The 16,706-nt window shown below is 49.6% G+C and carries 5 protein-coding genes and 2 pseudogenes; 3 read left to right on the top strand and 4 right to left on the bottom strand.

Annotation, left to right across the window (positions count from 1 at the left end):
- The first annotated feature begins 45 nt into the window (after positions 1 to 45).
- From QMZ30_RS08015 to QMZ30_RS08005, 3 genes are all read left to right on the top strand, one after another.
- Positions 46 to 792, top strand: a complete 747-nt coding sequence (locus QMZ30_RS08015; RefSeq protein WP_283226960.1) for an HNH endonuclease signature motif containing protein — start codon at positions 46 to 48, stop codon at positions 790 to 792.
- A gap of 83 nt (positions 793 to 875) precedes the next feature.
- On the top strand, positions 876 to 2,918 hold the full coding sequence (locus QMZ30_RS08010) for an ATP-dependent nuclease (protein ID WP_283226959.1): 2,043 nt from the start codon (positions 876 to 878) through the stop codon (positions 2,916 to 2,918).
- A 10-nt stretch (positions 2,919 to 2,928) separates the two neighbouring features.
- On the top strand, positions 2,929 to 4,851 hold the full coding sequence (locus tag QMZ30_RS08005) for a UvrD-helicase domain-containing protein (RefSeq protein WP_283226958.1): 1,923 nt from the start codon (positions 2,929 to 2,931) through the stop codon (positions 4,849 to 4,851).
- Positions 4,852 to 5,018: 167 nt separating this feature from the next.
- Here QMZ30_RS08005 and QMZ30_RS08000 read toward each other — a convergent pair whose 3' ends face one another.
- From QMZ30_RS08000 to QMZ30_RS07985, 4 genes and pseudogenes are all read right to left on the bottom strand, one after another.
- Complete coding sequence (locus QMZ30_RS08000) at positions 5,019 to 7,136, bottom strand: ATP-dependent helicase (protein ID WP_283226957.1); 2,118 nt, start codon at positions 7,134 to 7,136, stop codon at positions 5,019 to 5,021.
- Positions 7,133 to 13,474 carry a DEAD/DEAH box helicase family protein gene (locus QMZ30_RS07995; RefSeq protein ID WP_283226956.1) on the bottom strand — a complete coding sequence of 2,114 codons (6,342 nt, stop codon included), beginning with the start codon at positions 13,472 to 13,474 and terminating at the stop codon, positions 7,133 to 7,135. Before QMZ30_RS07995 ends, QMZ30_RS08000 begins: the two co-directional genes overlap by 4 nt.
- Positions 13,474 to 15,963: pseudogene (locus QMZ30_RS07990) on the bottom strand (hypothetical protein); the annotation flags it as partial. The pseudogene QMZ30_RS07990 and the gene QMZ30_RS07995, both read right to left, overlap by 1 nt.
- Positions 15,957 to 16,583, bottom strand: a pseudogene (locus tag QMZ30_RS07985) (DEAD/DEAH box helicase family protein); the annotation flags it as partial. The pseudogenes QMZ30_RS07985 and QMZ30_RS07990, both read right to left, overlap by 7 nt.
- Positions 16,584 to 16,706: the final 123 nt, after the last annotated feature.

Here is a 16,706-nt window from a genome sequence, read left to right as displayed (position 1 = left end):
GATGTTCACTACCTCGACTGAATAACAATCAAAAGGAACATGCTGATGACACAACGCTATACACCAGAACAAGCTGAGCGGATGAAGAAAAGGCGGTATTGGGTATACGTAGATGGCGAGTGTTTCAGCAGCGCTGCGGCCGCGAATAAATATGTAGGCGAGAATATTTTCCATGCCGCTTGGCGTGCAGATCTTATTGCTGAATCTGGCGGGGAGGAAATGAAGATTGGAGACAGAACAAAGTCGGTCCGGCGAGGAAATCATGTTGTTTTTCTGGAGCGCCGGAGCGACCTGTCGGATAAATCTGTCCGTGACTATCAAGCTGCGCGCAGGAAGTTGTTGAATGCTGGTTGGCGAAGCGATGAGCTTGATGAAATGGAAAATGGCGAGCTTTATACGCAGTATAGAAACGAGTTAGAACTCGAGCGGCTTTCGGTACCGCATTTTTCTGGATATGAAAAAAAGTACACTAGAGCGGAGATCCGCCCAGCACAAGGGCGCTTTAGGCGCGAAGTGATGTCAAACTGGGAAAATCAATGTGCCATTACCGGTACACGACTAGCCCTTGAGGCTGCCCATATCGTTAGTCACGCAAGCGGCGGAGCTGCGAGCATAGAAAACGGAATTTGCCTCGCTGCAGATTTGCATACACTTTTGGATTCAGGCCACCTGCTTATTTTTGAAGGGATTATTCGCCTTTCAGATGAAGCTAAAAAAGACCTTCGTTATGCGGCTCTGGAAGGCACGTTGCTAAGAACCTCTCGCGTCAAAGTCCATTTCCCGGCACTTTAATGAACTTTGATTTAAAAAAGTATTATCGTCCTTCCTTTATTACTACGATGCTTAGAATGTGAAAATTCCACTAAGGAGAGAACATGTATCTGAAGCACATCACCGCCCGAAACTATCGTGCTTTTGGAGATAGTGTATCCGCACCTGAGCTCGACTGGGAACTCAATCCGGGGTTAAACATCCTTGTGGGTGAGAATGATGCAGGAAAGTCCTGTATCGTTGATGCTATCCGCCAGGTGTTGCTGACGACCAGTTATGAAAACATCCGTCTCTTCGAGCAAGATTTTCACATTCATGGCGCAACTCGTTCTAATAGTCTTTGTATCGAAGCCACTCTGTGTGGACTAAACACCGATCAGGAAGCTGCAGTCCTAGAATGGTTGACTCTTGGTGAAGATGGATCTTGCTCGCTTATTCTGCATCTTGAGGCACGCTTCCACCCGCCCCAAACGACTAAGCGTTCACGTGTAGAAACAATTGTTCGAACTGGAGTAAATGGCATTGGGCCAGAAGTGGGTTATGCGGTAAGAGAGCTGGTACGAGCAACCTATTTAAGGCCCCTACGCGATGCTGAGGCGGAGTTGAGTTCGGGACGACAATCACGCCTGTCTCAAGTTCTTGGAGCCCATAACCTTATTGCTGGCCAGGAGGTAAACGACTTCGATCAGACAATGCCAGCTAACATCCCTACCCGATTAGTTGGTCTGATGGCGTTCACTCAGCACCACCTTGGTCAACATCAAGTCATCAAAAGTGTAGAAAAAGACATCAATGACAACTACTTGAGCCAATTTGCGTTTTCTGGAGATGCAATTCAGTCGCGCATCCGTATCGCACCTAATCTAGCGCTCACGCCTATTCTGGAGAAGTTCGAGTTATCGCTGCTTCCTAGAGCACACATTGATCCTGACGCTCGTTGCGCTCGCGGCCTTGGGTATAACAATGCATTGTTTATGGCTACTGAACTGGTGCTGCTGCGAGATGGCGAAGAACTGGGCCTCCTTCTCGTTGAGGAACCAGAGGCACATCTCCACCCTCAGCTGCAGGAACGCGTGATGGATCTCCTTAAAGAGCATTCTAACGATGATCAGGAGAATAAGCGGGTTCAGGTTATTATGACAACGCACAGCCCATCTTTAGTATCCACTGCTCGCATTGAAGATATAACTCTGGTGCATAAGGCACAGACCTTCCCCTTAGCTGTCGGCAAAACGAAACTTAAGCGCACCGACTACTCTTTCCTTCGCCGCTTTATCGATGCAACCAAAGCGAACCTGTTTTTTGCACGCGGTGTCATGATGGTGGAAGGGCCTGCTGAAGCAATCTTGCTACCAGCTATTGCAGAGATGTGTGGTCGCTCATTCTCAAAGCACGGTGTATCACTTGTTAACGTTGGAAATACCGGGCTTTACCATTACGCCCGCATTCTCCAGCGAGAAGGCACCGGCCCGGATATCCCAATACCAGTCGTATGCCTGACAGACCGAGACATTGTGCCTGACGTAGCAAAAAACTACGTATCAAAACCCGCTCTGGGTAAGCGCTTCGATTCGGATTATGACGCTGAAGAAATGAAACAAGTGGTGCAAAACAAGAAGGACCGAGCGGAAGGCGGTAACACGATCGTCTGCGTTTCAGATAGGTGGACACTCGAATATGATCTTGCGCACTACGGTTGCGCTAAGTTGATGTACCTTGCCATTTCGCTTGCCGTTAAGGCCAAGTCACGCGACGAGAGGTTAGAAGAACGCGACGAAATTGAGACACTTGCTGTGGAAGAAGCGAACTGGTTAGCGCTAGAGGCTGCGGGTCATTCCGATGAAGCTCTCGCCGCAATTATTTATCAGCCGCTTCAAGAGAAAAAAGCTTCGAAAGCCATAGCAGCTCAGTATGCAGCTCATCTGTTTTCTACAGGCGCGCATGGCAAGGATGACGAACTGTTCAATAAACTCCCCCCTTACGTGCAAACTGCATTATCACATCTAACGATAGATCCAAAATCCTCAGTGGGGACTAAGGCTGTTACCGGAGCTGTCATTTCAACGAGTGCAACTGCTGCTGCAGTAACTACTACCATGTCGGCAAGCTTTACCGTTCCGGCTAATGCGGCATCAGACGGTTCCTAGGAGATTATAAATGAGTGCTGTCCATCTTTCTCCAGACGACTTAGCCGCACTGACTACGTTAGCCAGAGATCTGAACTTCGACGATGCTGAGCGCCGTTCTGCCTTGCTTGAAAACGGATCGCGTGATTTTAATGCAGTACCCGGAAGTGGTAAGACATCGTTGCTTGCTGCAAAACTTTTGTTGCTGGCAAAGAAATGGCCCCATGCACGCCGAGGCATATGCGTTCTAAGTCACACTAACGTTGCTCGCGAAGAGATTACACATCGCCTGCAAGGAACGGTCGAAGGAGCTCAGCTTCTGAGCTATCCCCATTTCATCGGCACTATCCATAGCTTCGTCAATCATTTCTTAGCAGTGCCATTACTGCGCAGCTTGGGAGAAAAGATTGATGTCATTGACGATCAGGTATTCGCAGATAAAGCTCGTTCTCTACTGCTGACTAGAAAATTTTCCGGCCTTCGCATTTTTTTGGAAAACCAGAGGAATGGTGAAAGTATCGCTACTACGCTCTTCTATCGAACTGCGGAGCTTAATGTGCATGTTGAAAGTGGCAGTCTGCCTGCATCGCACACCAAATCATACAGTTCATTGATTGAACTAAAAAATATGCTTTCAGGTCAGGGGGTTTTTAGGCATCGTGACATGTTTGCATTTGCTGACTTGGCGCTCCAGACCTGCCCCAGGCTTCTTGATGTTGTTCATCGTCGCTTCCCAATGGTATTCATCGACGAGATGCAGGATACCTCTTGGGATCAAGAATCTTTATTGAATCGTATTTTTGAAGCCCAGTCAGTGATGCAGCGTTTTGGGGATGTCGATCAGAAGATTCTTTCTGATGAAGACCAAGCTGAATTACTCACCTTCCCGCGATCTGGGTATGGATGCATCAGTACTAGCAAGCGGTTCGGTAAAGCAATTTCCGATGCTGTAGGGTGTGTCCGTGTCAGTGGTGAGGAGGTTATTGGTGAGGCCGAAAATGCCCATCATCCAGTCCTGCTTTTGTACAAAACGGATAACGCAGTCAAAGTGGTCGAACGCTTTGGTCAAATCGTTATTGACCAATTGAGCGAAGATAACATTGGCGTACGCGAGGTTAAGGCGATGAGCGCTCGCAAAACCGGTGAGAGCAATGTTGAAGCAGGGCGTCATCTTCGTGACTACTGTCCAGCCTATGGCGGAGACAAGGTTACTGCAGGAATTCGCTCCGAAAGTTTCTGGAGTCTTGTCGGCGACAGTAAAGGTGCTTTGAAAGAGACATCGTTGCGTTCAAGAGTTTCTGACGTTCGCAGAGCTTTATTGCTTGTTCTGCGTGCATCTGAGGCATCGTTGGCGCAAGACATTCGTGATGCACGAGCATTGCCACGAGCGGCAAAGGCTGTTATGCCCTCAGGAACAATCGATAAGTTAACACGGCAGCTCGCATTGTCCGGAGAGGAACTTTGTTCAGATGGTCAGCGAGATGCACTAATCGAGTTGCTCTACAGTCAGCTGAAGCCATACCTTCCCGAAGACTTAAGTCCTGAAAAATTTAAGGGGCTGGGCGTGTTTGAAGACGCGGGAGGGAGCGGGATACTAACCCCTTTAGCCTCGGCGAGATGTGAAATTAGTTTCCAGGGAAAAAGCCTCGACATTGGACTTGGCACGATTGCAGGGATGAAAGGTGAAACACATGCCGCATCTTTAGTACTGGAATCTTACGGCGGATCCAGTCGTAAGTTCGATGTTGCACTGGGGTTGGAGTATATTGCAGGGATATCTGACAAACACATCTCAAAGCTTCCAAAAACTCAACAGGCGCAAATGCGTAACCTTTACGTGGCAATGTCTCGACCAGAGAAGTTGTTATGTCTTGCAGCGAACGAAAACCGCGTTTCACAGGCTTTGCGAGATGCGCTTTTAATTAAAGGATGGCATATTGTAGAAGTGCCCTGAAAATTAGACACTAGTGATATCTTTGAGCTTGAAGCCAGCACCGTCAGGTTAATTTCACATATTCCTGTATAATTTACCGCTAACTGTCAGATTAAATCTGAGCTAATACACATCAGAATTGGCGTGTGGGCCAGGAAAGTTTGCCCTCCTGGCCCATACAAAAAATATTACTCCGTTGTTAATAACGTACTAGGTACGCCGTACGAAGAAACAAACAGTCCTTTTACCGCGCGGGTTGCAGCCACATGGAGCAACGCTCGTTCATTAAATAATGCATCGCGCTGTTCAACTGGGTCATCAGATGCGATTGCTTTGACTTCCGGCACAACACCATCATTGATGCCCGCAAGGAACACATACTGGAACTCTAACCCTTTAATGCGGTGCATCGTTGCGATACGGACACCAGCTCGTTGATCACTGTCGCCACTATCATTCCCTAAATTAAAAATTTCAATTCCCACTTCATTCAGAGCTGACGCATAGCGCTCATTCATATGCCTCGTGCGGGAAGTAATGCAGATATCCTGGGAACGGACATCACTGGCTAACAGCGCCTGAATTTGCTTGATAATCGTCTCAGCCTCTTCCTTGAAATCTGAAACATGAGTAATCATGGGTTTTTCGCCATGAAGCAATGATAAATAATCGTTGCTGGCATCAGTTTCACCATCCAGGTTGTCAACCTTAACTCCGGTTAACAACCCGACAGCAAACTGTCGCGTCTCTTCTGTAGTCCGGTAGTTAATTTTAAGTTTTTTACTACGGCGCCCACGAACGTTAATCCCGCACTGACCCAGAACGACTTTATTGCGGTAAATACGCTGATGTCCATCACCCACGATAAAGAGATCGTTAGGAGACTCTGGAACCAGGCTACGAATAAGGGTAAAGGCCGGTGCACCTATATCCTGAGCTTCATCGACTACGATACTGCTATAAGGCAATTGCACCTGTTTTTCTTTAAACAGAATGATAGCCTCATGCATGGCATCACTCATCTCTCGCAGTTTGGCTCGCGCCATTTGTGCCCGGAACTCTTCGAACACAGGCCAGATTTTCGCACGCTGAATGCGGGATAACGCCGTGCCACGACCAATACGGCTCACCTTCAGATATTCTTCACGGCTGTAAACCGCATTCGGCTGAACAACACGTTGCCACTCTTCAGAATAAAAGTTATCCGGTAATCCCAATTCAGCAGGGACTTGCTGCAAGGCATAGTTCCAGCATTTACGTCGCCCTTCATCGCTGTCATAGACCACGCGGAAATCATATCCATGGCGTTTAAGCTGCTCGCTCATCCAGGCATCAATGTTAACAACTTCAATACGCGCCATCTCCTCACGGCTACACAAACGCTGGAGGTTGGCGCGAATATCCGCCGCTAGGTTACGGGTGAAGGTTGTGAACAGAACTTTTTTACCGGGTTTATCGGCCAGGCGTTGGGATAACCAACGTGCACGATGCATCGCAACAACTGTTTTACCCGTACCTGCACCACCTAATACTCGCACCGGACCATTTGCCGGAGACTCCACCAGTTTTCGCTGGCTCGGGTGCAGGAATACACGCCATTTTTCCAGTGGCGCATTGAGCATTTGCAGTAGCTCCTGTTCATTTTCAACGACATGGAAACGACGTTTACTTCTCTCAATTGCCTCAATAAAGTCGTTGGTATCAACAGGCTCATCACGGTGATCGTTAAATTCCTCCAGCACTTCCTGGTAATCCAGACCTTCTGCCAGCCAGTGTAGGGGTTCCCAGGCTTCCGCAGGCATCACGCTTTCCAGCTGATTCAGCCCTGTGGTATCCACAAGAGCCATCACCTGCTCAATAAACACAGGAGGAACACCCAGCGCGAGGATCTGCTCTTCCGTATAAGCAGCAAAGAGTTTGGGTTTATCAACAACAGTCGGCTCGGGGGTAGGTTTGATATAGCTGGTATCAATCACCTGAATCGCACCGGTTACCGGGTGAATCGCACATTCGTGTCGCCGCGCCCAGTCGTAGGCTTCGTCGTGCTTATCCACCCACATCAGCATATACAGAGCACCCTGCTCAGGTTTCAGGACGATCCCCCGGTAGGTTTGGTCAATACGCACGGAATGCACATTATTGCTGCGTGCATCGTGGATCTTTTCGTAGTTCAGCCCATTACTCGTCGGATCCTGGCGGAACTTAGAGATGAATTCCTGGACCTTTTTTTGCTGCGCTTTAGGAATCCGCGCAAAAGCCCCCAGAAAACCATCAGAAAGTGCCACCTTTGGCGTTGGAATCGTCATTTGTCACCTCCGGACAGATGCTGCAATGTATTTTCGTCAATTGGCCCGAAAACAACGTGCCAACCCTTACTTTCGAATAAAGCAGTAAAGTCCTGATTATCAATAATCAAGGCTTGCTTTTGTAATGGCCAGGCGAGATCGGCTTCTGCAATAATTTCGCCATCGTCTTCCTGCAATTCATATCCGACTGTCGGTGCCGATAGTGATAACGACTGAAGAAAAGCGATTTCTTCTGCGCTCAATAAACCAAACTCAAGTATCTCCGCCCAGCTCTCGCCAGGCTGAATATCCACTACCACCGAAGTCTGCATTTTTACCGCTTCAGGCTTCTGCGGTAAATGGACCGCTTTACGGCTGGTGAATGTCATATCTGGCAGGAACTGCAGTAAATTCACTATCCACCAGAAACCGTTAAATCCGGCTTCATAGCCATCATCCTGCGAATAACGATCGTCAAAGCAAATATGCAGCCTCAACAAATTTCGCATTTGTTCAATACTTGTCGTTGATTTAATGGCTTGTTGAGGAACAACGGCTGCCAGCTCAATGAATTGTTGTGATGAACTACAGCTATCCAGTAAACCGCCAAATACAAATGGTTCATCAGGCAAAAGTGCATTCAACCGATAAGCGGGAGCATTCTCCTGCATTTCATAGGCGTACTTTTGTTTGGCTCCGGTATCCTGCGACTTTTTAGGATCCAGCCACACCCAGGCATAAGCAGCAGCCATTTTCTGCCATAGCAGAGTTTTATTACCTGGATCAGAGAGATAATCGAGTAGCAATGCGAAACTGTTTCTCTCCCTAAATGAACCTTCAAGCGTCGCAAAGTTTGTATCATGGAACAGGTTATAAAACTTAGGCTGTTTCATATCCGGGTTATGACCAAGCCCCATGACATTCTGTACGTGTTTAATACCTTTTTCTTGAAGGTCTGCCCAGGTCACTGTCCATACCCAAAAATTACCGCTGTCTTTAATCGCCTGCCGTTTTTGGACATCATCCGACACGCTATCTTTATGAAAAGCAAAACCATCCAGGAAAATTGCTACCGGTTTTATCTTTTCTGACTGCATCAGAGGATAGAGCACATAATCTGGTCGGCTAAGGATGCCAACCCCTTCTTTAACCCCTAAATCAACCTGTGCTTTGAGATGCCAGCTCATCGCCGGTTCTGTACGGGTATTAATAATCCAGCCTGCGTTCTGATGGGCATAACTCCGGCTCACGAGAAGATTCTTGTTATCCTGCAGGCAGTGAATGAACCTTTTTTCCAGTTCACTCCCCATCATGGCATCAAGCGAAATGTTTTTGATGGAATCAATAACGCGTATAGAAGCACTTGCCTTCAGGATTTTCGCCAGTAAGAGACGCGCCTGATCTCTTGATACATACTTCATACGCCCGCGGTCACGGTAAGCATAAACACAGCGATAGCAGCCATCTTTATGCGTATCATGGTTGCAGCTGCATTCCACTAGCGCCTTGTAGGCCAGCTCAAGTAATTTCAGCAGGTTGTCAGGTGTACGCATCAATTCTTTGAGTGAGCCGGTTCCCCCTGGTACGGTGTCGTAAATCACCAGATACTGACGCCAGGATTCGCCCTCATTTTCCGGCTCGCGATACACCACGCCTTTCAGATGATCCACATTACCTTTGAAGTATTGTTTAAGCCCAAGCTGAATGGCTGCCCCCAAGGAGGCTTCCACCACACGATCGTTGCTGTAGCTGGTCACTGGCAGCAGGATACGCAATGCCTCAGATTCCAGCTGGCGATAAAGGTAGAGATAATCTTCAAACTTCGCTTTTTCGGGTTCAGCGCGATATTTACAGCTCAGGTCATGACGTGGTTCATAATCTCGAGGGCGCTGCACCATGCCGCAGCCGAGGCAAACTTTAAACCCGGTGCGTTTCTTTGCCTCTCCTGCGATCATCAGCTCATTGGCATCATCCGCCATTTTGCCAAAGTTGATATCTCGCAGAGTCACTTTGCTCAAAAACTCAAAGCCAAACGGGATTTCTCCTTCATCAATAGCATAAGCGGCCGATACATCCTCTTTTTCGAAGCTGACCAGTAGCTGTCGCTGGAAGAATGCCGGTTCGCGACTATCGCTCTCATCACTGATCTGGCTGTCACGCGCGCTTGAACGGGCATAAACCTGACGAAGCTTCAGTAATGTCGTTTTTTGCCCGGCATCAGCCCAACCTGGTGTGCCACATTTTGGACAGTATTTATGCTGATCGCCGGTCTGGTCGATATTCTCGCTGTAGTTACAGTGGCTGCAAATACGCCAGTTTTCAGGCTCAGACACTTTCAGGTCAATCTGTTCGATTTCAACTTTATGCCCGCCCGCATAGAAGTTATTCAATGGGGCAAGCTCAGCCAGCGCTGTTGAAGCAGGACGTTCGTATTCGTAGGTCGTGTTCTGATATTCACGTGTTTCCCCACCGTCCTTGCGCCGCCACAGCACAGAACGCAGCGTAATACCGGCCTCCGGGAAGGCATAGTTGGGAAGTAATCCTTCATCAGTGAGGAAATTAAGCGTTTGCTTGTTGTTAATCTGGTTCACCAGCGCCATCAGCGCCTGACGTTCCGAAGTTAACTCGCGCATATCGCTGTCAAAGTTTTGATCGTGCGGATCGCTCTCCAGCTTGTCGATACTGCGCTTGAGCTTATCAATCCGGGAACGCAACGATTTGCGATCCTCCACCAGCAGTTTTAATGCTTCTTCTATACGTTGCACCAGAGAACGTTGTCCTGATGCTCCTTGCAAATATGACAGGAGCTGTAGACGTGTGTCTTCCGTAAGGTCAGGGAAGATAGACGAGAACTGCTGAGCAATATACACATGATGCTGATCAACATAACGCAGGAAGTTATATGGGAACCCAGACTTGTGTCCAAACTCCAGCTCGTCCAGCATCTGCTTCACATTTTTGCTGATAGCTGATGCCGGGACGCCAGTTTTCACCCAGTTGTCCATGCAGAATGCGGCCAGCTGACGCTCCAGGATAGCCGTTGCGTTCAGGAACACACCGGGGGGCTGTACCTGCCCTTGCATCATCTCCAGAGGCTCTTCAAAGAAGAACTGATCGTGCGGGTTCCCCTCAGCCACCGTGATGTTAAGTGCATTGCCGTCTTTACGCCCAGCACGACCAATACGCTGTAAGTAATTAGCCTGCGCGGGTGGAACAGAACAGAGTAATACCGTAGAAAGGTCACCCACATCGATACCCATCTCCAGCGTCGGTGTTGCCGAAAGCAGGTTGATATTCCATGGCTGATTACCGCGGTAGAACGATTGTTCCGTAGCCTCACGATCTTCACGGCTCAGTAATCCGGTATGCTCTGCCCCCTGAACACGAGCGATGTCCATATTATCCCAGTGCCAGGTCACCGCATTTTCAGCTTCTTGATAGCGGCCTTCGCAGCGCAGAGAAAGGCATGGCGCGTTTCGCCAGTGCCACCCCTGATCGGCTGGTGTCCGAACAACTTCACGACAGCAAGAGCAGTTTAGCTGAACAACATCTCGGCTCACTACCAGCGCTGAAGGTACTAGCCCCCATGCTTCTTTGCCTTTTGTGTCGAAGTCTTTTACCAACCCGGCCGTTTTCAGTGCCGTAAACAGACGTCGTAAAACCGTCTCGGCCAGGCTGCTGATGAACAGATTATTGCCGTTGCTGAGCGTTCGGTTGATCCAATGCTGATACCAGCTGGGGTTGGATTTCGCACCAATCAGTCGATGGAAGCCATTTATTTTTTCAAACGAGGCATAGGCCGGTTTACGCGTTTTCGGACCAATAGGTGGCATATAGCGTGAAGTTCGCTCCTTCTGCGTCATCATAAAGGTTTTACCCTCACGCCGATAACTTTCGAACGCCGGATGCAGAACAGCTCCCGCCTGCCGCTGATGCCAAAGAACGCCAATCACCAGGTGTGCCACCTGCTCAACGCTAACCCCAACCATTTCATCACCCAGCTCTTCGACAAGCTGTTGGTGAAGCGCCGTTATCGCTGAATTGAAACGTGCAATATCAATTCCTGCAGCTGCGTAACCGGTGGCCTCCAGCGTACGTCCAATTCGTGCGCGTAGGGTAAATTCGCTGTATACCTCCCAGTCGAGACGAAGAGAAACCAGCTCCGGTAAATCGGAACTCTCTGCCAGCTGGCCTTCGTTCTTCAGCGTCTGGTAATCGTTCATCCACTGCATGTTGGGCGCGATGAAGCTCGCGGCAAAATGAGCATCATCCGGTGAACGTTCACGCGTCTGCTGGCAAACGCGTGCCGCAAAGGCATCCAACGGTAACGTTTCTTTTTCACCCAACACGCTGGCGATTTGTCCGCGTACCATCAACGGCCAGGTTCGGGCAGTAAAGAAGCTGGCGCGGTGTGCGGCATCCTGCACTGAGTCAGAAAACGTAATCAGCTTTTTATGTTCGTTGAACTGGCTACCATAAAGCTGATGGATCATCACCGCCGACAAGCTGGCTGCCTGCGACCCAAGAATCGAAATACCCTGTTTGCTGTTGCAGTACGGGCATTCGTTGGCAAATTCCAGCTCATCCTTACGCTCTTTGAGCATATCCGGGATGAGTACTTGTATCAGATCAGTATGGCCACAATGCCCGCACTGAACGTTAGATTGCTTATTGAGCTTTAAACAGGAAGGGCACAGCTTCTGGTGAACACCGCTGACAGGTTTATCGTTGTTATCCGGGAAGGCCAGTACAATAGAACGGCCTTTTTCGAAGAACTGACGATAAATACCGTCCAGGTCAGTTTCGAGTTGAACACTCTGACCATGGCGCAGGCTCGCCCACCCGGTAGCATGGCAGTCACGACAGTGAATAACGGGAAGATAATGTTCGCGATCTTCCACCGAGACATCATCAGCAAAAACAAGCTCAGGTGTTTTTGACACGCTGGCGACCAGGCGGCGCATCTCGCGCAACCACAGCTGAGAGCGAAGTTGCACAAAGGGCAGAACGGGACGCGCTTTATTCGCCTGCAGGCGCTTTTCCCGATCTTCCTGTTTTTCTGGAACGTCCAGGCGCGCCTGGGCAATCAGTGCCAGAATGCTTTGCAGCACGCGGGTCGCATGCCCGGCACTTTCCGACAGCATCACCTGGAGATTTTCCAGGCACTGCTGTTCCGACAAAATACCGCCCTGCAAATCCTCCAGCAGCACGTGCAGGATGCTGTGGCGGCGTAACAATGCGCCCAACTCAATACGCTTTTCACGTCCGCGATCGCTGTCCAGATCGGCAGGTAATTGCAGTGAACTATCCGGAAACCACAGTGAAATTTGTCCGTTCAGATAGTCTACCGGGCTGGCGAACGTTTGCGGATCCAGCGCAGCGCTGACATCCTGGCCCGGATACTGACTGTACTCGATGGTATAACCTTGCAGATATTCCGCCGCCGTGTAGCGATCTTCACGAATAACCGCGTCATCGCTAAACGGCTGATCAAAGATCGTTTTAGCATAATCGAGTAGTTGCCCCAGTTCGTCACCTACGGTAGCCGACGTCCCCACACAGGCAAAACGCTTGTCATCGACACCGATATGATGCTTTAAGCGGCGCACCAGACAGGCCAAATCCGACCCTTGCGCACCGTCAAATGTATGCAGTTCATCCACCACCAGATAACGCAGTGACCCTGGCTGGTTATAGCGCCAGAGCTTCTGATCGCCGGGGCGCATCAGCAGGTAATCCAGCATCTTATAGTTGGTCAGCAGGATATCCGGCGGGTTCTCGCGCAGGGTATGTTTGCAGGTGATGACTTTATCCGCAGACATCTTTTTGCTGGGTTCGATTTCACTGTCGCCGACAAACAGGCCGACAGTGACTTTGCCATGTAGTTGCGGATCGCTGGCGATGGTTTTAGCGAAACGGCTGGCCTGATCGGTTGCCAAGGCGTTCATTGGATAAATGATGATCGCTTTAACACCGGCCTCTGATGCCCCAGCACAATGGTTAAGCAGCGGGAACATAAAACATTCCGTTTTACCAGAACCCGTCCCGGTCGCCACCAGCGTCGGCTGAGGCGTCTCGATACCCAGGCGTTGAAACGCCTGCGCCTGATGCGCGTGCGGCGGGAACGGCAGCGTCAGATTGGGAAAGAAGTTCAGCGGTAAATCACTTTTACGAAACGGCAACTGAGCGGAAAGATACGGACCTTTCAGCAGTGTTTCCGGCTGGGCCAGAAATTGCTCCAGCATCGAGACGTTATTGTTTTCTTCACCATTAAACAGCGGGCTGTTAAGCGGGAAGGCGGCCCTCAAAAAGGAAGCAACGCTGTCGGCAACCTGCCGACTGACAACGGAAGGCAACATCAGGCGCTCTCCTTATCTTGTGCAAAGAATGCCCAGGCCACTTTATAATCATCTTCGCGGTCGGGTTTGATAAACGGAGCCTGCCAAATGACGGTTCGGCGCTCGCCTTCGTCGCTGCGGGTATAGTCATCAAAAGTGATGCTGACGGTACCGGTTTGCAGATGCTTGACATCATCCCAGCCGATAGCATGATCGGTGCAGTCGCCGCCGGTCCAGTCTGGGCTGTCGACGTTAAAGACAAAACCGTTTTTCAGGTCCGCTTTACGCGCGGTACGCGGCAGGCCAACGCCCACTAGCCCTTTGCTTGGGGTAAAGATAATTCGGCCGTTTTGATCGTACCAGGTATCGGCTTCGTACTGACGCATTACCGGGAACTGGACGCGATATATAGTCAGCAGCTCTTCGAGGGTTAACCCTAGCTCCTGCGCCGCCAGTACGTCTATTTCCACCAGAGCCTGACGGCGGCTGTAGTCGGAGCGTAATGCACAATTGCGTTGCCACTCAGGAGTCAGGTTGGCGAAGAAATCCTGGGGTAGTTGTGGGAGATTGCGGCTCCAGCGCTGAGTGTTGAAATCTGGGGTATAGCAGGATTGCCAGAGCTCGGCGTATTCACTTGAAAGAGAATTTAATAATAAAGTCCTTATTTCTACACCAAATATTTCTGTATATACGAACCCACCGAGTTGCGCACCATACAGATCTGATTTTCCAGTTGATTTCAAAATGAAATCATAAACAATTGAATGTGAAAGGCCGGTGAAATTAATCAGAATATTAGTTGACTCAAACGCTGTCGCGACACATGTGTTGATGTTTGCAAATCCCTTGGGAAGAATTGCAGAGATAAAAGATCTCTCAGAAGACCCACCAAACATTCTCCTGTTAACAAAACGATAATAATCCGTCACCTTTCTCGGTTCATCTTCACCCGGTTCAGTCCATGTAACGCGTGGAGTACGTTTGGCATACTCCTGCGCATCACATGCCGGAATATAGTTAGTGCGCGGCAGGTAATCGTCGGGCAAAGTTAGCAGGTCCAGGCAGTCATAATCGCTGTTTAACGTACAATTTTCGCGTGGAGTCTTGTAGAACGGTGTCCCAACAAAGAAGTGCGGGCCAGACAATACCCATTGTGATGCTTCCTCAGGGAACTGCGTCTTACGTTCAATAGTGCCGTCTTTCTGCTGGTTTGTTTCATGCCACATTTCCAGGGATAAATATTGCCCCTGTAAATCACCCAATCTCTTCGGCTGATTAGCAAACTTTTCCAGAACAGCAACAAGTTGTTCTGCGTGCAAAGCTGGTAAACGAGCCTGCCATGCAGGAGTTCCTTCACTGTCATACAGACGAGCAAATAAAGAGAGCTCCTTCAAACCAATATGAATTAGCCGTGAACGGTGGCCCGACGTATTCCAGGAAACTTTGATTTTGCCTTCAATTTCCTGCTCATCTTTGATACCAGGAACAGGGCCTGCATTGTTGTGTTCAAAAGAGGCATCAATAGCGCTTACTGCGTAAACATTTGACATATTAATAAAGGACGGCGTTGTATTCTGCGGTCCATATACGTTAATGCTGAACATCGTTGCATGATGCACTTCAGCAAAAAGACTCAATTCGTTATGAAATTGAAAATGTGTCCTCAGCCTCGGATATACCGCCGCACGTAATTGCCCACCTTTCGGGTCATCATAAATCCCTTCCGGGTGCAGGAATCCAGCCACACCTTTCTGCGCCCCTAAGCGCCATGCCTGCGGCAGAAAGCATTTATACAGATTAGTCTGCACACCGCGTAGTACAGGGTAGTTCTGCTGTGCATTCAGGAAGTTTTGCATCCCTTCGCAACCCTCATACTCGTTGCGCCAAGCATTTTCGAGCAGCGGAATTCTATTGAAGGTTTCATGACGCAATGTCGCCAACTTCGAAGCACTTAATCGGCCTAGAACAAACTCCGGCTCATAATCGCCCAGCACGCCAGCTTCCTGCCATTCAACCTTCAGCCACGGCGGGTTTCCGAGCATCAGGTCGAAACCACCGTGCTCGGCAAATAGATCGCAGAATTCCAGATCCCAATGGAAGAAACGGTGCTGCTTCTTCAGCGCATCAACAATCGCCAGACGCGGCAAATGGCGGAACAGCACATCGGTTTTCAGGCGACCTGCACCGGAAAACAGCGAAGACTCTTCACGCACCATGCCCTCGTCGGCAAACAGATCTCCGGTAGCCTGTTCAGCGGCTTCAGTGACCCTTTCCGTGACGACAATACCGTCAAGCAGGGTTTCCATCTCGAACAACCAGGTGCCGCGATCCGGCAACTCATCCGCTTTGTCGATCGGCCAAAACCATAGCGCACACCAGTAGTCCATCACCCAACGTAGTTTCTGATAGGTACTGTTATCTTCGAGGCGACCGCTGAAGGTTTCATCTTTACTACTTAAAGAAGAGCGGAGATGAGCCGTATTTTCCGCAGGCCATACCGGGTAATGGTCTTATCGAAATAATGGAACGGGTTGTGGTTGGTTGGGATGCGGTTACGCACCTTTTGTAAACCAGCGGAGTCAAGTCGCGTCAACGGAATAGCAAAACGACTCCAGAACTCTTTCTGGAATTGCGTGAGCATGGATTTAACCGCCAGCACCAGAATGCGTTTGCCACGTCCACGGCGAATCAGCTCTGAAACCAGGATACCGGCTTCAAGCGTTTTACCCAACCCTACCGCATCAGCAATTAATATCCGCTGGCGCGGTTGCGCCAGTGCCATGCGCGTGGGATCGAGCTGAAAGGGCATGGAATCCATCGCAGCCTGATGTCCAAAATGGACTTTGCTGTCAGTCGGGACGCGTTGGCGTAGCTGGCTCTCTATGTACAATTGAGCCGCCTGGTAATTGGCTGACTCATCTTCCACCAGATTTGTTTTTGCTGGATCAAGAATCTCGACTTTTTGCTCCAGCTTTGTCAGAAACAGCCCTTCTTTACCGCGTACCAGCTCCGAAATGCCATCACAGGTCAGCAGGATGCCACCATCTCCACTGTCATCCGCCCGGCGAATGCGCCACTCTGCATCACGAATAACCACCCGCATTCCAGGTGCATAATTTTGCTTAATCATCGGTTTTTCTGTCTGTATGTGGCAGTGGTGATAACACTATCCCGAGCGATAATTCGCTGCACACTGCGATAAAAAAGAGGGCTTTAAAGATAACATGAAGGGTGGCGTCAGGGGGATAAAATG

The organism is Pantoea sp. EA-12, from assembly GCF_030053355.1.
Classification (GTDB): Bacteria; Pseudomonadota; Gammaproteobacteria; order Enterobacterales; family Enterobacteriaceae; genus Pantoea; species Pantoea vagans_C.
Note: the sequence above shows the minus strand (reverse complement) of the source record. Positions and strands in the feature narration are given on the sequence as shown.